We start from the raw sequence: 14,575 nt of genomic DNA on the forward strand, positions 1-14,575 counted from the left end.
CAGTAACCTTCTTTACAAAAATTTGGTGGTGAGAACATGAAAAGTTTGACATACATAGAGTATCTTTTTTTGGATTGCATTTCAACTGAACGCCCCATCAAGGAAGCGACTCTTTTTTATAACCTGATTGGCAAACGGACTGTATCCACCATGCTCCAGTGCCGTCAATATGATCTGGAAGCCTATTTCGCTGTCATGCCGGGCATGAAACCGACCGTGTTGAAAAAAGGCCTCAAGCGCTTGCTTTCGGATGGTTTGATCATCGGTAACGATGACGATGGCTATCTTCTGACCAAAGCGGGAAGCGAGATACACGCTGATTTTTTCAGCAGCCGCGCGCATTTTTCTTTACCAAACCAACTGGAATATGCGCTCGTTCAGAGTGTTTTGCGTCGTCGGATGCTTTTTCTGATCCAAATCCTTTCCGAAATGCTGCATAAAAATAAACATTACTATCCCATTGAGCGGGAAGCGAAAGAGCAGCTTTGGATGAAGCGCTTGTTGACGCAGCATGCCGGAGAGAAAGCCACTTTTGCGCGCGCTTATGGAGAAGAATGGCATACCTACCTGTCACGGCTGCCTGAAAGGGATGCCAGACTCTTTGCGCTGCAATTTGAAGGCACAGACCATCTGAGGAAAACAACCGGTCAGATGGCCGTGCTATTCTCATTGGATGAAGCCGAAGTGAAAATACTACTTCACCAAAATTGGCTGAGTTTGTATGCTGCATTGGAAAAAGAACCAGAAAAGTTTCCTGTCCTTTCTTCTATCATGCTTAAGACGATAAAAGAAAACGGCTTGGCTTCCGCCAGTGCTGAAACGACTATGCGTTATTTCATGAACGGGCACAGCATGAATGAAATCATCTCGATGCGTGGATTGAAGCAGAGTACAATCCAAGATCATTTTGCTGAAATTGCCTTGATCTATCGGGAATTCCCAACGCAAGAATTTTTGGATAAGGAAAAATTGCACTATCTGCAACAACTCGTAGAACGAAAAGAACGTGTCGATTATCGGGAAATCCAAAAAGTGTTTTCCGAAATCAACTTTTTCGAGTCCAGGTTGATACAAATAAGAAGTGAGGTGGCTGCTAAATATGGATGAAGAACAATTGAAATCAGAACTTCAGAAATACTTCGGCTACACGGCATTCAAGGACGGGCAATTGGAGCCCATCCAATCCGTTTTGGCGGGCAAACACACACTGGCAACTTTACCCACGGGAACCGGGAAATCCTTGATATATCAGTTGAGCGGTTACCTCTTGGAGGGGATCGTCGTTATCGTTTCGCCTCTTTTATCTTTGATGGAAGATCAAGTTGCCCAACTGAAATTCATGGGTGAAAAAAGGACGGCCTCCTTGAACAGCATGCTGCAGTTCGAGGAAAGGCAAAGATTATTAAGCAACTTGGATCAAATCAAGTTTTTGTTCCTTTCTCCCGAGATGCTGCAGAACCAGGTTGTGTTTAACAAACTCAAGCAGATCCCGCTCGCTTTGTTTGTGGTCGATGAAGCGCATTGCATTTCCCAGTGGGGCTTGGATTTCCGTTCCGATTATTTATTTTTGGGCGCAGCAAGGCAATCATTGGGTCATCCTCTGACGTTGGCGCTCACTGCGACGGCGACGCCGGCCGTGATGGAAGACATCATCGGTTCCCTGCATATCGACGGAAATGACTTGAACGTATTTGAGGGCCCGGTCGACCGTGCCAATATATACTATAAAGTCTCTGCAGTGCCTCCAGAGGCTAAAAACGAGTGCATCCTGGAACTTTTGGAGAAGTATCCATCTCCGGGCATCATTTACTTCTCCAGCAAGGCACAAGCTGATGCAGTCGCATTCATGATTCGGAAAGAAACAAATTTGCGCGCAGAATCCTATCATGCCGACCGGACAAATGAAGACAGGATCACTATCCAGCATCAATTTTTGCAGGATGAGTTGGACGTCATTTGCGCCACCAGCGCTTTCGGGATGGGGATCAATAAGCCGAACATCCGCTATGTGATCCATTACCACATGCCGAATTCCCTTGAGGAATATGTGCAGGAGATAGGGAGAGCGGGGCGGGACGGGCAACAGAGCACGGCGGTCCTATTGTATTCGGAAACGGACTTCAACTTTAAAGTGAAGATGCTGCAAAGTGATTTTCCAAACGATTATGCAATTGAAAGTGTCATCAAAAATAAGACGATCAATCCAGAGCTTGGGAGTCCGACTGAACAAACCTTGTTGTCGCATATCTTGCGCCAGCGATTCACAAAAGAGGAAGCGAAGCATTTTATCGCAGCCCGCCACGATCTGAAGAAAAACTTGCTGAAGGGCATGAAAAGATTTGCAGAAACCGACACATGCAAACGAGACTTCATCTCCGCCTATTTCGGGAAAAACAGTCTCGTCAAACCTGAATACTGCTGTGATAGCTGCGGGAACGAGGACCCGCCTTTAGTGGGGGAATTCAGGACCAGGAATGCGGTTCCAATGACAGAAGCACCGCAGTGGGAAAAAATCCTGTCAGACCTTTTTCTTTTATAAAATTTAACCCAAAAATTGCGAAATTGTGCTACAATTAGGATGAATCACTTATAGGAGGAACCCGAATGGATAAAAAGAATCGCAATCGCAATAATGGAGAGCCTTGGTCACGTAAATTCGGCGAAGATGAAAATCTGAAGAGCCGGCAGTATTCACGTTCGGCCAGAAATACAAAAAACAAAGAAGTAGCACCTCTATTAAAAGTATTGCTGTTTCTCTTTTTGGCTATTCTGATTATTCCATTTGCAACCATCTATTTTAATAAACAGAATCAAAATACTCCCGCACCTAAGAGTGCTGAACAAGTGATGATCAACAAGCGAGTGGCCAGTTCCAGTGTCGAAAGCAGTAAGGAAGCGTCTTCCGAAGAGGTTTCCAGCGAAGTTGTGGAGAGCGCAGAGGAGCCCGAATCTTCGATTGCGGAAACGCCAAGTTCGAGCACCGCACCTGCAGTTGTCGAAACACCTGTTGAAACAGTTAAAGAACCGGAAACGACTACTGGGGTATACAATAATTCATACACCATCCAAGCGGGTGACAATCTTTACCGGATTGCTCTGAACCATGGGATGACATTGGATGAATTGATGCAGGCCAACGGGTTGAGCAGCACAGAAGCACAAATCGGTATGGCATTGAAAGTAAAATAGTGAAAGCCGTCTGTCAAGGCGGCTTTTTCAATGAAATCGAACAGAATGAAGTCGGAGGTTTATTGTGAAAAAAATGAATATTGCCATCGATGGTCCAGCATCGGCAGGGAAAAGCACCATCGCGAAAAAAGTTGCGGAAAAGTTGGGATACATCTATTTGGACACAGGCGCGATGTATCGAACGTTGACTTATGCGGCTCTATCCAACGGAAGCGATCTCCATGATGAAGACGCCTTGCATACATTGCTGCAAGGAATCAGGATAACCTTTTCGACTGCCGAAAACGAAATGCAGCGTGTTTTTCTGAATGAGGCGGACGTCACTGAATCAATCAGATCGGAGGAAGTGACCCAAAACGTTTCCCTGGTTTCGTCGTTCGCGAAAGTGCGTGAAGAGATGGTTGCCCGCCAGAAAAGCATCGCGCGGTCCGGCGGCGTCGTAATGGACGGTAGGGACATCGGTACGGTCGTATTGCCTGATGCTGAGGTCAAGATATTCATGACAGCGACAGCCGAAGAAAGAGCGCTGCGCCGCTACAAAGAAAACATGGCGAAGGGTATGACCACTTCCTTGGAAGAGCTGACGGAAGACATGAAGCGCCGCGACCATTTGGACAGCACCCGGACGATATCCCCGTTGAAAAAAGCCGATGATGCCATCGTTTTGGACTCAACGCATCTGGAGATCGACGAAGTGGTGAAGCGGATTCTCGACATAATCGAAGCGAACCTAAAACCCTTACAAACATTGGATTAACAATACTAGACGATTTTAAGCAAAGATGTTAGAATGATTGTATGCAGTATTACGCTTTCAAAAATATGGAGTCAAGGATTAATTTCTTAGCCGAAAGGCGAGGAGTTAAGGGAACTAGCCAATCGGTTGCCGCAGACTTTTAGGAGGAATAGTTACATGTCAGATTACATTGAAAACCCAGAGTTAAATGAAGAAGAGTCCAATAATGTTGAGCAGACTATGCAAGATGTGTTGGATGAAGCATTATCCATTGAGGTGGGCGATACTGTCAAGGGAGAAGTTTTAAGCATCCAAGATAGACAAGCCATCGTAGGAATCATTGGGGGCGGGGTTGAAGGGGTTATTCCTTACAACGAATTATCTGCAAAACCATTCGATGAAGTTACAGAAATCCTAAACGTAGGTGACGTTGTGGATTTGGTTGTCATAAAACAAATCAAAGATAAAGAAAATGGAAGTTTCTTGCTTTCGAAGCGCCGTGTTGATGCTAAGATCGTTTGGAAAGATATCCAAGACAAATTCGAAAACAACGAAATCATCGAAGCACCAGTCAAAGACGTCGTTAAGGGCGGATTGGTCGTTGATGTCGGCGTGAGAGGTTTTGTTCCTGCTTCAATGGTAGAAGACCATTTTGTGGAAGATTTCAGTTCTTATAAAGGCAAAGTGATGACCTTCAAGATTGTTGAACTTGAACCTAGCGAAAACCGTTTGATTTTATCGCATAAAGCGGTTGTTGAAACAGAAAAAGAAGCTAATAAAGGTAAATTGATGGACGAATTGGTAGCTGGAGACGTTGTCGAAGGAACTGTCGCTCGTCTGACCAACTTCGGTGCATTCGTTGATTTGGGCGGCGTGGATGGTTTGGTCCACATCTCACAAATTGCCCACGAGCACGTGAAGAATCCGGGTGATGTTTTGGCGATCGGGCAATCTGTCAAAGTCAAAATTTTATCCATCGACAAAGAAAATGGCCGCGTTTCCTTAAGCATCAAAGACACGTTGGCTGGTCCGTGGAATGCAATCGCTGAAAAAGCACCAATCGGAGCTGTATTGACTGGTGTTGTCAAACGTTTGACAAGCTTCGGTGCATTTGTGGAAGTTTTCCCTGGTGTTGAAGGGTTGGTTCACATTTCCCAAATTTCCCACCAACACATTGCGACTCCGCATGAAGTGTTGCAAGAAGGCCAAGAAATTCAAGTAAAAGTGTTGGATGCGAAAGAAGATGAGCAACGCCTATCTCTAAGCATCAAGGCTTTGGAAGAAAAAGCTGTGACTGAAGCACCTGCAGCTGATGAGAAAAGAGAGAAAAAAGAGAAAAAAACCGAAGAATATGTTGCTGACGATTCAGACGGAAACTTCACATTAGCAGATTTATTAGGCGACAAACTTTCAGGTTTGAAAGACGATACTGAAGCCTAATCAGTAAGGAAAATGAACATGTGAGGGCATGGAATTCCATCCATGCCCTTTTTTTGTTGTTATTATTGACGGATGTGTGTTATAACTGACATGGACGAAAACATTGAGAAAACCATACACAGTGAGCAAATACCCAAAAAGTTTTGTGTTGTAGAGGAAAAGAAAGGCGGAGGTTAGATGCCAAATCCAGTAGTAGCCATAGTAGGCAGACCAAACGTAGGAAAATCAACAATATTCAATAGACTGGCAGGAGAGAGAATTTCCATAGTCGATGATGTCTCAGGTGTCACACGCGACAGAATTTATGCAAAAGGAGAATGGTTGGGCAAAACGTTCAATATCATCGATACAGGCGGGATCGATATTACGGATGAGCCTTTTATGAGCCAAATCAAATTGCAGGCGCAAGTGGCGATTGAGGAAGCCGATGTTATCATCTTCTTGACATGCGTCAGAGAAGGTGTGACGGATGCAGATGAAAACGTTGCAAGAATCCTGTACCAATCCGACAAACCTGTCATATTGGCGGTAAACAAAGTGGATAATCCGGAAATGCGTGCCGAAATATTCGATTTTTACAGTCTGGGATTAGGCGAACCCTATCCTGTATCAGGCAGCCACGGCTTAGGCCTTGGAGATCTGCTTGATGCGGTTGTAGCGAATTTTCCATCAGAAGAAGAGAATGCGGAAGAAGAAGGCATCATCAACTTCAGCTTTATCGGCCGTCCGAATGTAGGTAAATCTTCCTTGGTGAATGCTATTTTGGGAGAAGAACGCGTAATCGTATCGGATATTGCAGGAACAACCCGTGACGCTATCGATACGATGTTCGTTGACGATGAAGGTGCAAAATTCCGGATGATTGATACAGCCGGAATCCGCAAAAAAGGCAAAGTATACGAATCCACAGAAAAATACAGCGTCATGCGTGCCATCCGTGCCATCGAGCGTTCGGATATTGTTATGGTCGTGCTGAATGCGGAAGAGGGCATCCAGGAACAGGACAAAAAAGTTGCCGGATACGCGCATGAAGCAGGCAAAGGGATCATCATTCTAGTGAACAAATGGGATACATTGGAAAAAGATAATCATACAATGAAGGAATTCGAGGACAAAATCCGCAAAGAATTCCAGTATCTTTCTTATGCGCCTATCATGTATGTTTCCGCGGTAACGAAACAGCGATTGTCCAATATTCCTGCTAAAATCAAGGAAATCAGCGAAAATCAAAACCGCCGTATTTCTTCATCCTTGTTGAATGATGTCCTGATGGATGCTGTCGCGCATAATCCAACACCATCCGACAAAGGACGTCGTCTGAAGATTTACTACATGACGCAAGTGGCCGTAAAACCGCCGACATTTGTTGTTTTTGTCAACGATCCGGAATTACTGCATTTCTCATATGAGCGTTTCCTTGAAAACAGAATTCGCGATTCGTTTGATTTCGAAGGGACACCATTCCATTTGATTGCCCGACAAAAAAAATAAATTACCTTCCTGAAGGCATTAAATCCACTATAATCGTTGCAGTAGCACGGTTTGTGTGATATTCTTTATTAGAAATATCTTTTCAATTTGACTGCGGTATTTCAGAACTGTTTTTGGACCACTCAAAAATAGTTATTTCATGTTTTGTTGTGTTATCAAAGAAAGCATGTATTCTTCTTCTTTAAAGGAGGTGAAAGGACAACATGGCAAACAAAGCTGAATTAATCGAAAGAGTTGCTGGAAAAACAAACTTGACTAAAAAGGATGTTACAGCAAGCGTTGATGCATTATTTGAAGTGATTCAAGAAGCATTAAAAGACGGTGAAAAAGTTCAAGTCATCGGTTTTGGTAATTTTGAAGTTCGTGATCGTGCAGCTCGTAAAGGACGCAATCCTCAAACTGGGGAAGAAATCCAAATCGAAGCAAGCAAAATCCCTGCATTCAAACCAGGTAAAGCATTGAAAGATGCAGTTAAATAATTAATAAAAATGAAGTTGGGGCCTTATGGGGCTTCGGCTTTATTTTTTTTTCCAAAATTCTGAGGGAGCCTCTAAAGGGGAGTCAATGTGTTTTTGACGGAGAAAAGCCTGAGGAACAAATAGATACAGATGCTGAACTTTATGATAAAATATAAAGGAAGAGCACCAGCAAGCAGAGTGTATTTGAAGGAGCAGTAGACGAATGAATAATGAAGCACATGCAATGATAGAAGCCATTCAAAAGAATGATTTGGATACGGCTGTTCAACTGTTCAAACAATCAGTTGAGCAATCCGTCCTAGAGAACAACAGCGCTGATTTGGCCGAATTGGCAGAAACGATGCATGCCTTGGGCTTCTTGAGCGAAGCAAAAGAGGCATATGGAGCATTGAACTACTTGGCCCCGCATATACAGGAGTGGAATATCGCCTTAGCAGAAATCGCCATCGACGAAGACGATTACGATCAAGCTTTGGATATCCTCCTAACGATCGATAAAGAAAGTGACGTGTACCCGCAAGCTTTGTTAACGATGGCTGATGCTTATCAAGTTCAAGGTTTGTACGAAGTCAGCGAAAAGAAAATCTTTGAAGCAATGGCACTGTTGCCGGATGAACCTATATTGGATTATGCGTTGGCGCAGCTTTACCATTCGATCGGGGAGTACAAGAAGGCAATTCCAATCTATGAAGAACTTGCATACGGAAACGGTGAAATTGCATCCGCAACGCAGCTGAATTTTTTCCTGGGCGATTGTCACAATGCTATCGGTGCATTCGAGACAGCCCTGCAGTATCTGGAAAAAATCCCGGCTGACGAACATTTCCCGGACAGTTATTTCCAACTCGGTTTCACCTATTTCCAACTCAAGGAATATGCGCGCGCCATCACCATTTTTAATAAATTGCTCGAAGCGGATAATGCTTACCTGAGCGCATATTTGTATTTGGCTAATGCGCTTGAGGCTGAACTGGAGTTGGAAGAAGCGCTCGCTGTAATGGAACAGGCCATCATGCGGAATCCTTATCAGCATGAATTTTACACGACAGCGGCCAGACTGCAATTGAAGTTGAACAGGGAGCGAGATGCGGAACAAAATTTGCGTGAAGCGGCAGAGCTTGAACCCGACCTTTCCAGTATCCATTTGGCGCTGGGCAACTTGTTACTGAAACAAGACAGATTCGAGGAATTGGTAGCTTATATCGCAGACCGCGCAGAGCAGGAAGACAACGATCCGCAATACAATTGGTTGCTCGCAGCCAGCCATAATGCCTTGGAGGACTACGATTCGGCAAACAAAGAATACACGGCGGCTTATCCGCATTTTTCCGACAACGAGGCATTTTTACTGGAGTATGCAGCATTCTTGAGAGAAGAAGGTAATCGCGAAAAGTTGAGCGAGGTCATTCACCAAGGCTTGGCTCTTTATCCCGCCAACACGGAGTTGCTTCAACTCCATGATGATCTGCACGATTTAGATCAATAAGTCATCATCCCATCGGATAGGAGGTTTTAAAATGATGAATCCTACTTTGGAGGAGAAAAAAAATTTTATTTCTTGGTTTATTCAGAATTATCAATTGAAGCGCAGAGAGTCTCTTTGGATACTCAATTATTTGCTTAATCACGAGATTTTACTGAAGAATATCCATCTGATTGAGGAAGTCCATACGACGAACAGAGGAATGGGATTTGCCGTAGTCGGAAATCCGAAAGATGCCTTCATGTACTATAAAGACGGAAAGACGTTCGAAGATCCTGAACAGGCATTCCATGATCTGCGTTTGAATTGGAAAGAGGATTTTTATCTGGAGTTGTTCTTTGATCAATCCTACCAAGTCCTTTCATTTTTTGGCGTTTTGGAAGACAATCCGTACATCCAAGAATCCGAAATTTTCGATAAGGGTCTGGAAGAAATCGTAGAAAAGTCATTAGAAAAGTTGGCGGTGAAGGATCGCATCCATTATCTGAAAAAACAGATTGACATCGCGCTGATCCAATACGATGAAACAAGCTTCAGGAAGTTCACGAAAGAATTAAAAGAGCTGGAAGAAAAAAATATGATCTGATAAAACGCGGATATGGTGCGGAACATTTGTGCCAGCAGCGTTAAACGGAAGGGAACGTGTAGAATGAAAATAGTAGTTTCAGGATTTAAAGGCAAAATGGGGACCGCCTGCACAAATATGGTCTTGCGTCAGGAAGACTTTTCTTTAGTGGCTGTATACGATCCTTTCGCAAACGAGAAGCTGCTGAATGAATTGCCGCAATATGCCGGCAATTCTGTGAGAGTGTACAGTGATAAAGAGGCCCTCGTCAAGGAAGTTGACGCTGATGTTTGGATTGATTTTTCAAGACCGGATGCGGCCTATGACAATACACGCTTCGCCCTTGAAAACGGCATGCGTCCTGTAATCGGCACTACCGGATTTTCCAGCGAACAACTGGAAGAATTGACCAACTACTCCAAAGCGTTGGGTCTGGGAGGCTTGATTGCACCTAATTTTGCGATTGGTGCCGTGTTGATGATGGAATTCGCTGCAAAAGCAGCAAAATATTTCCCGGATGTGGAAATCATGGAATTGCATCATGAAAACAAATTGGATGCGCCAAGCGGCACTGCCATAAAAACAGCCGAATTGATTTATGAAGTGAGAGGCGACCATCCACAAGGGCATCCGGAAGAGAAAGAATTGATCGAAGGCGCAAGAGGGGCTGATTACCATGGCATGAAAATCCATAGTGTCCGCTTACCAGGCCTAGTTGCGCATCAGCAGGTGCAATTCGGAAGCGCAGGAGAAGGTTTGATTATCCGTCACGATTCATATGACCGCGACTCTTTCATGAACGGTGTAGCCCTTTCCTGCAGAAAAGTAATGGAAATCGATCGCCTGATCTATGGATTGGAAAACTTCCTATGATCATAAACGCACCGGAATTTCAAAAAGCGATACCAATCATCGAAGCCATCGAACAGGCTGGATATGAAGCCTACTTTGTTGGGGGAAGTGTGCGCGACACGCTGCTTCATCTGGATATTTCGGATGTCGACATCGCCTCGAGCGCTATGCCTGAAGAAATTCAGCGGATCTTCCCGATCACCTTCGATGTAGGCATCCAACATGGAACGGTGATGGTTTTACATGAGCGTGAGACATACGAAATAACAACTTTTCGGACAGAATCAAAGTATGAGAAATTCCGCAGACCAGAGAAAGTCCAGTATGTGCGCAGTCTGCAGGATGATTTGAAAAGGCGCGACTTTACGATCAATGCGATTGCGATCGACCGCCATGGGAATATCAAGGACTATTTCAACGGGCAGGAGGACTTGGCGAACAAATTGATTCGGGCAGTAGGCAACCCGGAAGAACGCTTCAGGGAAGATGCCTTGCGCATGATGCGCGCAGCCAGGTTTGTGAGTCAGTTGGATTTTGAAATCGAACAAGCAACGAAGGAAGCTATCATCGAGTACCATCCGCTGCTTTCAAAAATCGCGGTAGAGCGTGTGCACGAAGAGTGGAATAAGCTTCTGATTGGAAGAAACCGCAAGGGTGGAATCAAGTTTTTTGTCGAAACACGTTTATTCCAGATGTGTCCCGGATTCCAAAATCGGGAAAAGGCTTTGATCGACTTGGCCCTTTTTCCGTTGCAATTCAAAGGGACAACGATCGCTTGGACTGTATTGATCCATTTCCTTGATCTGAAGAACGATGCGATCGAACCATTTTTGCGCCAATGGAAGTGTTCCCGCAAGGAAATCATGGAAATACGCATAGGCGTGCAGGCACTCAACAAACGCCTACAACAATTCTGGGACTATCCACTCCTGTTTGAAACAGGGATCGAAATCGCCATGCAGATAGAAGCCATCATCGAAGGGTTCGGTTTGCCGAACCAGAGTGAAAACTTGATCGAATTAAATGAATCCATGCCGATCCACACGCTGAAAGATTTGGCTTTGGACGGAAAAGAATTGCTAGCCTTGCTGGGTATCAAACGTGGCGGTCCTTTCGTGGGCGAGATATTCGAGGAATTGAAAACGCTGGTCCTGGCAAACAAACTGGAGAATAGCTATCCCGCACTAAGGAATTTCATTATGAAAAGAAGGATGATTTATTTGGATGAAACATTCGTAGCCTCCTATACCGTCGGACAAAAGGATTTGGCTTCCGAAATCGGTTCGGGAACGTTGCCGGTTCTGGCAACACCGGCATTGCTGGCCATGATCGAAAATGCCTGTATGGGGATTGTTAAGGAACATCTTTCCGAAGGCGATACGACAGTCGGAATACACTGTGATCTGCACCACAAAAAAGCTTCTCCCATCCGCGCTGAAATAACGGTGACGGTCAGAGTGACGGAACACAGAGGAAACAAATATTTCTTCGAATGTGCGGCCCATTCACAAGGCTATGAAATCGCATCGGCGAAGCACACAAGGGCAGTCGTCAACGCAAATGAATTCATGGATAGTCTATAGCAACTTAACTTACTTTTTTTCTCATCATCGGAAGTGTATGGGTACCCACTTGATAAAAAATATGATAAAATAGTTACATATTCAAAAAGTAAATACATCAGGAGTGATTTCGATGAAAAAAGTAATGACAGGTTTGAGATTTATTTTTAGAAACGGCGAAACATGGACGATCAAGCGTGAATATATCGGAGATCTATGGATCAAACAAGTCACAACGAGCTACGGCCGAATCGGAAACAGTGATTTCCAAGAAATCCACCCTTGCGAATCTTTGCGTATCGAAATTAACCAAGAAGCAGATCACGTCAACACGAGCGATATAAACTTGGGCGGACTTGAACAAGGCATGTTCGAGCGCGTTGCGAGCCATCAAGACATCGAAAAAATGGATATCCTGTACCAAGATGAGGATCACCCAAAATCCGATGTCATTGTAGAAGTGGACCGCATCTACTTCCCTTACAAAGCATTGGATACCGATGGATTCGACAATGAACATCAATCTTCATTCGTTTCATCAGAAAACAAATTATATATCGTAATCGATCCAGAAAAAAATGTGAAAGATATTTATTCTGAAATCGTTTAATGGATCAAAAAATGGGCCCTTGCTGATAAAGCTAGGGTCCATTTTTTTGATGTCGGGTAGGCAACTAGTTCATTCAGGCCATCAAAAAAATCCGATAATTATCGATTTTACGGTAACAATATCCACGACATAGGATATAATGAGGTGAGCTGCATGCAATGCACAGTTTGATCGGAGAGGCTCCTGTTTTTATAAGATATCTTCAGGGAAAGTCTTGCAGAAAGAAATACCGGAACAGGAGAAGCTTCTGTTTATTTAGGAGATTGTTTTTATGAAGAAAACCTATGCCATTGTCGATCTTGAGACAACGGGATCCAGCTTTAAACGGGGGGATCGGATCATTCAATTCGGGTGTACCTTGCTTCAGGCTGGCAAAATAGTTCAGGAAATCAATATAACCATCAATCCCGGCAGAAAAATACCGGATGTCATTGAGAAGCTGACGGGAATCAAGAATAAAGATGTCAAAGAGGCTCCCTATTTTGAAGACGTATGTGATTTCATCTACAACACGTTGGAAGGGTGCGTTTTTGTAGCGCATAACGTGCATTTCGATTACCATTTTTTGGACTATTCATTCCAAGAAATCGGCATGCCGCCGCTTTCGCTACGCGCGATGGACACGGTGGAGTTGACGAAAATACTGTATCCAACCTTACCCAGTTATCGGTTGGGCGATCTATCAAACCACTTCGTACTGACGCATGACAGTGCCCATGATGCCGCAAGCGATGCGCATGCAACTGCGGAACTTTTTCTCCAGTTGAAGGAGAAAGCCAACAACTTGCCATTGGTCACGCTGGAAAAGTTGAATTTCTTATCGGCGCATTGTCAGGTTGACAACGATTCCTTTTTCTATGAGAGTTATGAAACCGCCAAAGAGATGCGCTCCCCCCTTCCGCAGAAAATCTACGTCAAAAATGGGTTGGCGCTGAAGGAAAAAGAGATACTCTCGGAACAGACTGCTTATAGAGAAAAAGAAATTTCCGATTTCTCGGAAGTGGCCAAAAGGCTGATGGGAAATCACGGCTTGGAAATCCGTGCAGAGCAGATTGAGATGATGCAAGCACTATTCGACTTCCACCAAACCGAAACTTCTGAAAATTTGGCAATTGAGGCTGCGCCGGGCATCGGGAAGACTTTGGCCTATCTGCTGCCTGCAGCTTATCAGGCAACGCCGGAAAACAAAGTCCTAATCAGCACTTCCACACTGCTTTTGCAGGAACAGATCATGGATAACGAGATGACCCGGTTACGTAAAATGCTGCCATTCGAGCTGCAGATAAGTTCATTGAAAGGGAAGACGAACATCGTCCATCTGGAGAGATTGGCCGCATTAACCTTGGAAGCCCTCACCAAAAAAGAATCCTTGATCATGATGAGCATCTATGTCTGGTTGACCGAGACGGAAACCGGTGATATCAGCGAATTGAGCCAAGCACAGAACTTTGATTTTCTCTGGGAAAAGCTGACCTTTGAAAGCCATGAAGCCCCTTTAAAAGGGAAGTGGGCCGATGATGATTTCTTTTCCTTCAATAACAAGAAAGCAGAGCAATCCAGCCTGATCGTCACAAACCATTCCTTTTTGAGTCATCACATCGATGATCTGGCAATTTTTGACCAGTGCGACTCCATCAACTTGATCCTCGATGAGGCACATCAGTTCCCGCGCGTCTATCAGGATGCGCACAAGAAAAGTGTAGCCCTATCTATCCTGAAACGGCGTTTGAAACGCTTCGGCTACTTCCTCCGGGATTATCGCGAGGCAATAGAAAAGGATCCAAATGGCGATTCCTTGGACTATGACTTGTTCAACCTCGAATTCGCGATCGATCAACTACTGCAGGAATGTGCCCATTCTGAAGAAGTATTGGTGCGTTCCCTTATCCATGAGGTGGGAGAAAAAGGTGAAGTTTATCTTGATGAAAATTTTCTGGTTGAGAATGGAATGAAAAAAATATTCAAGAAAATGCACCAGTATATAGAGGAGACAAGGCTTGCCGCCATGCGTTGCCTGGATAAAGCCGACTTGAGGAATGATCCGGTTATGGGTCCTCGCGCAAAGGCAATTTTGGATGACTTGGGGACAGTCCAAGTCAATCTGCACTATTTTTCTGAAGAGCGCCTAGGTACGTATCATGTGCTGCAATACAATTGGGATAATGACC

The 14,575-nt window shown here is 44.4% G+C and carries 13 protein-coding genes; all 13 read left to right on the forward strand.

Going from position 1 to position 14,575, the window contains the following annotated elements; translation table 11 throughout:
• Positions 1-36: 36 nt before the first annotated feature.
• Positions 37-1,107, forward strand: coding sequence for a helix-turn-helix domain-containing protein (locus tag WBM30_RS10020; protein WP_424900585.1), 1,071 nt, complete (start codon positions 37-39; stop codon positions 1,105-1,107).
• Positions 1,100-2,539 (forward strand): RecQ family ATP-dependent DNA helicase, encoded by a 1,440-nt coding sequence (locus tag WBM30_RS10025; protein WP_424900586.1) that lies wholly within the window; start codon positions 1,100-1,102, stop codon positions 2,537-2,539. Before WBM30_RS10020 ends, WBM30_RS10025 begins: the two co-directional genes overlap by 8 nt.
• Before the next feature lie 65 nt (positions 2,540-2,604).
• Positions 2,605-3,189, forward strand: coding sequence for a LysM peptidoglycan-binding domain-containing protein (locus tag WBM30_RS10030; RefSeq protein ID WP_424900587.1), 585 nt, complete (start codon positions 2,605-2,607; stop codon positions 3,187-3,189).
• Between the two features lie 61 nt (positions 3,190-3,250).
• Positions 3,251-3,946, forward strand: coding sequence for a (d)CMP kinase (gene cmk / locus WBM30_RS10035; RefSeq protein ID WP_424900595.1), 696 nt, complete (start codon positions 3,251-3,253; stop codon positions 3,944-3,946).
• 156 nt (positions 3,947-4,102) lie between these two features.
• Positions 4,103-5,365: a 30S ribosomal protein S1 gene (rpsA, locus tag WBM30_RS10040; protein WP_424900588.1), complete on the forward strand. Its 1,263-nt coding sequence runs from the start codon at positions 4,103-4,105 to the stop codon at positions 5,363-5,365.
• A 177-nt stretch (positions 5,366-5,542) separates the two neighbouring features.
• Positions 5,543-6,856 carry a ribosome biogenesis GTPase Der gene (der, locus tag WBM30_RS10045; RefSeq protein WP_272160736.1) on the forward strand — a complete coding sequence of 438 codons (1,314 nt, stop codon included), beginning with the start codon at positions 5,543-5,545 and terminating at the stop codon, positions 6,854-6,856.
• A gap of 203 nt (positions 6,857-7,059) precedes the next feature.
• Positions 7,060-7,335: an HU family DNA-binding protein gene (locus WBM30_RS10050; RefSeq protein ID WP_068560639.1), complete on the forward strand. Its 276-nt coding sequence runs from the start codon at positions 7,060-7,062 to the stop codon at positions 7,333-7,335.
• A gap of 202 nt (positions 7,336-7,537) precedes the next feature.
• Complete coding sequence (locus tag WBM30_RS10055) at positions 7,538-8,821, forward strand: tetratricopeptide repeat protein (protein ID WP_424900589.1); 1,284 nt, start codon at positions 7,538-7,540, stop codon at positions 8,819-8,821.
• A gap of 31 nt (positions 8,822-8,852) precedes the next feature.
• Positions 8,853-9,404, forward strand: a complete 552-nt coding sequence (locus WBM30_RS10060; RefSeq protein WP_424900590.1) for a YpiB family protein — start codon at positions 8,853-8,855, stop codon at positions 9,402-9,404.
• Positions 9,405-9,467: 63 nt separating this feature from the next.
• Entirely contained in the window at positions 9,468-10,256 is a 789-nt protein-coding gene (dapB, locus tag WBM30_RS10065) for a 4-hydroxy-tetrahydrodipicolinate reductase (RefSeq protein WP_424900591.1), read from the forward strand.
• A complete protein-coding gene (locus WBM30_RS10070; RefSeq protein WP_424900592.1) occupies positions 10,253-11,818 on the forward strand; it encodes a CCA tRNA nucleotidyltransferase in 1,566 nt (521 codons plus the stop codon). The genes dapB and WBM30_RS10070 overlap by 4 nt, the downstream gene beginning before the upstream one ends.
• 112 nt (positions 11,819-11,930) lie before the next feature.
• A complete protein-coding gene (locus WBM30_RS10075) occupies positions 11,931-12,407 on the forward strand; it encodes a hypothetical protein (protein ID WP_424900593.1) in 477 nt (158 codons plus the stop codon).
• 271 nt (positions 12,408-12,678) lie between these two features.
• A partial coding sequence (locus WBM30_RS10080; protein ID WP_424900594.1) for an exonuclease domain-containing protein occupies positions 12,679-14,575 on the forward strand: 1,897 nt, incomplete at its 3' end.

Origin of the sequence: Trichococcus sp. (assembly GCF_049684335.1) — a bacterium.
GTDB lineage: Bacteria > Bacillota > Bacilli > Lactobacillales > Aerococcaceae > Trichococcus.

What these genes read in the sequence shown, in the direction of transcription:
- WBM30_RS10020 (WP_424900585.1), top strand. Translation starts at nt 37, where the DNA reads ATGAAAAGTTTGACATACATAGAGTATCTTTTTTTGGATTGCATTTCA.
- WBM30_RS10025 (WP_424900586.1), top strand. Translation starts at nt 1,100, where the DNA reads ATGGATGAAGAACAATTGAAATCAGAACTTCAGAAATACTTCGGCTAC.
- WBM30_RS10030 (WP_424900587.1), top strand. Translation starts at nt 2,605, where the DNA reads ATGGATAAAAAGAATCGCAATCGCAATAATGGAGAGCCTTGGTCACGT.
- rpsA (WP_424900588.1), top strand. Translation starts at nt 4,103, where the DNA reads ATGTCAGATTACATTGAAAACCCAGAGTTAAATGAAGAAGAGTCCAAT.
- der (WP_272160736.1), top strand. Translation starts at nt 5,543, where the DNA reads ATGCCAAATCCAGTAGTAGCCATAGTAGGCAGACCAAACGTAGGAAAA.
- WBM30_RS10050 (WP_068560639.1), top strand. Translation starts at nt 7,060, where the DNA reads ATGGCAAACAAAGCTGAATTAATCGAAAGAGTTGCTGGAAAAACAAAC.
- WBM30_RS10055 (WP_424900589.1), top strand. Translation starts at nt 7,538, where the DNA reads ATGAATAATGAAGCACATGCAATGATAGAAGCCATTCAAAAGAATGAT.
- WBM30_RS10060 (WP_424900590.1), top strand. Translation starts at nt 8,853, where the DNA reads ATGATGAATCCTACTTTGGAGGAGAAAAAAAATTTTATTTCTTGGTTT.
- dapB (WP_424900591.1), top strand. Translation starts at nt 9,468, where the DNA reads ATGAAAATAGTAGTTTCAGGATTTAAAGGCAAAATGGGGACCGCCTGC.
- WBM30_RS10070 (WP_424900592.1), top strand. Translation starts at nt 10,253, where the DNA reads ATGATCATAAACGCACCGGAATTTCAAAAAGCGATACCAATCATCGAA.
- WBM30_RS10075 (WP_424900593.1), top strand. Translation starts at nt 11,931, where the DNA reads ATGAAAAAAGTAATGACAGGTTTGAGATTTATTTTTAGAAACGGCGAA.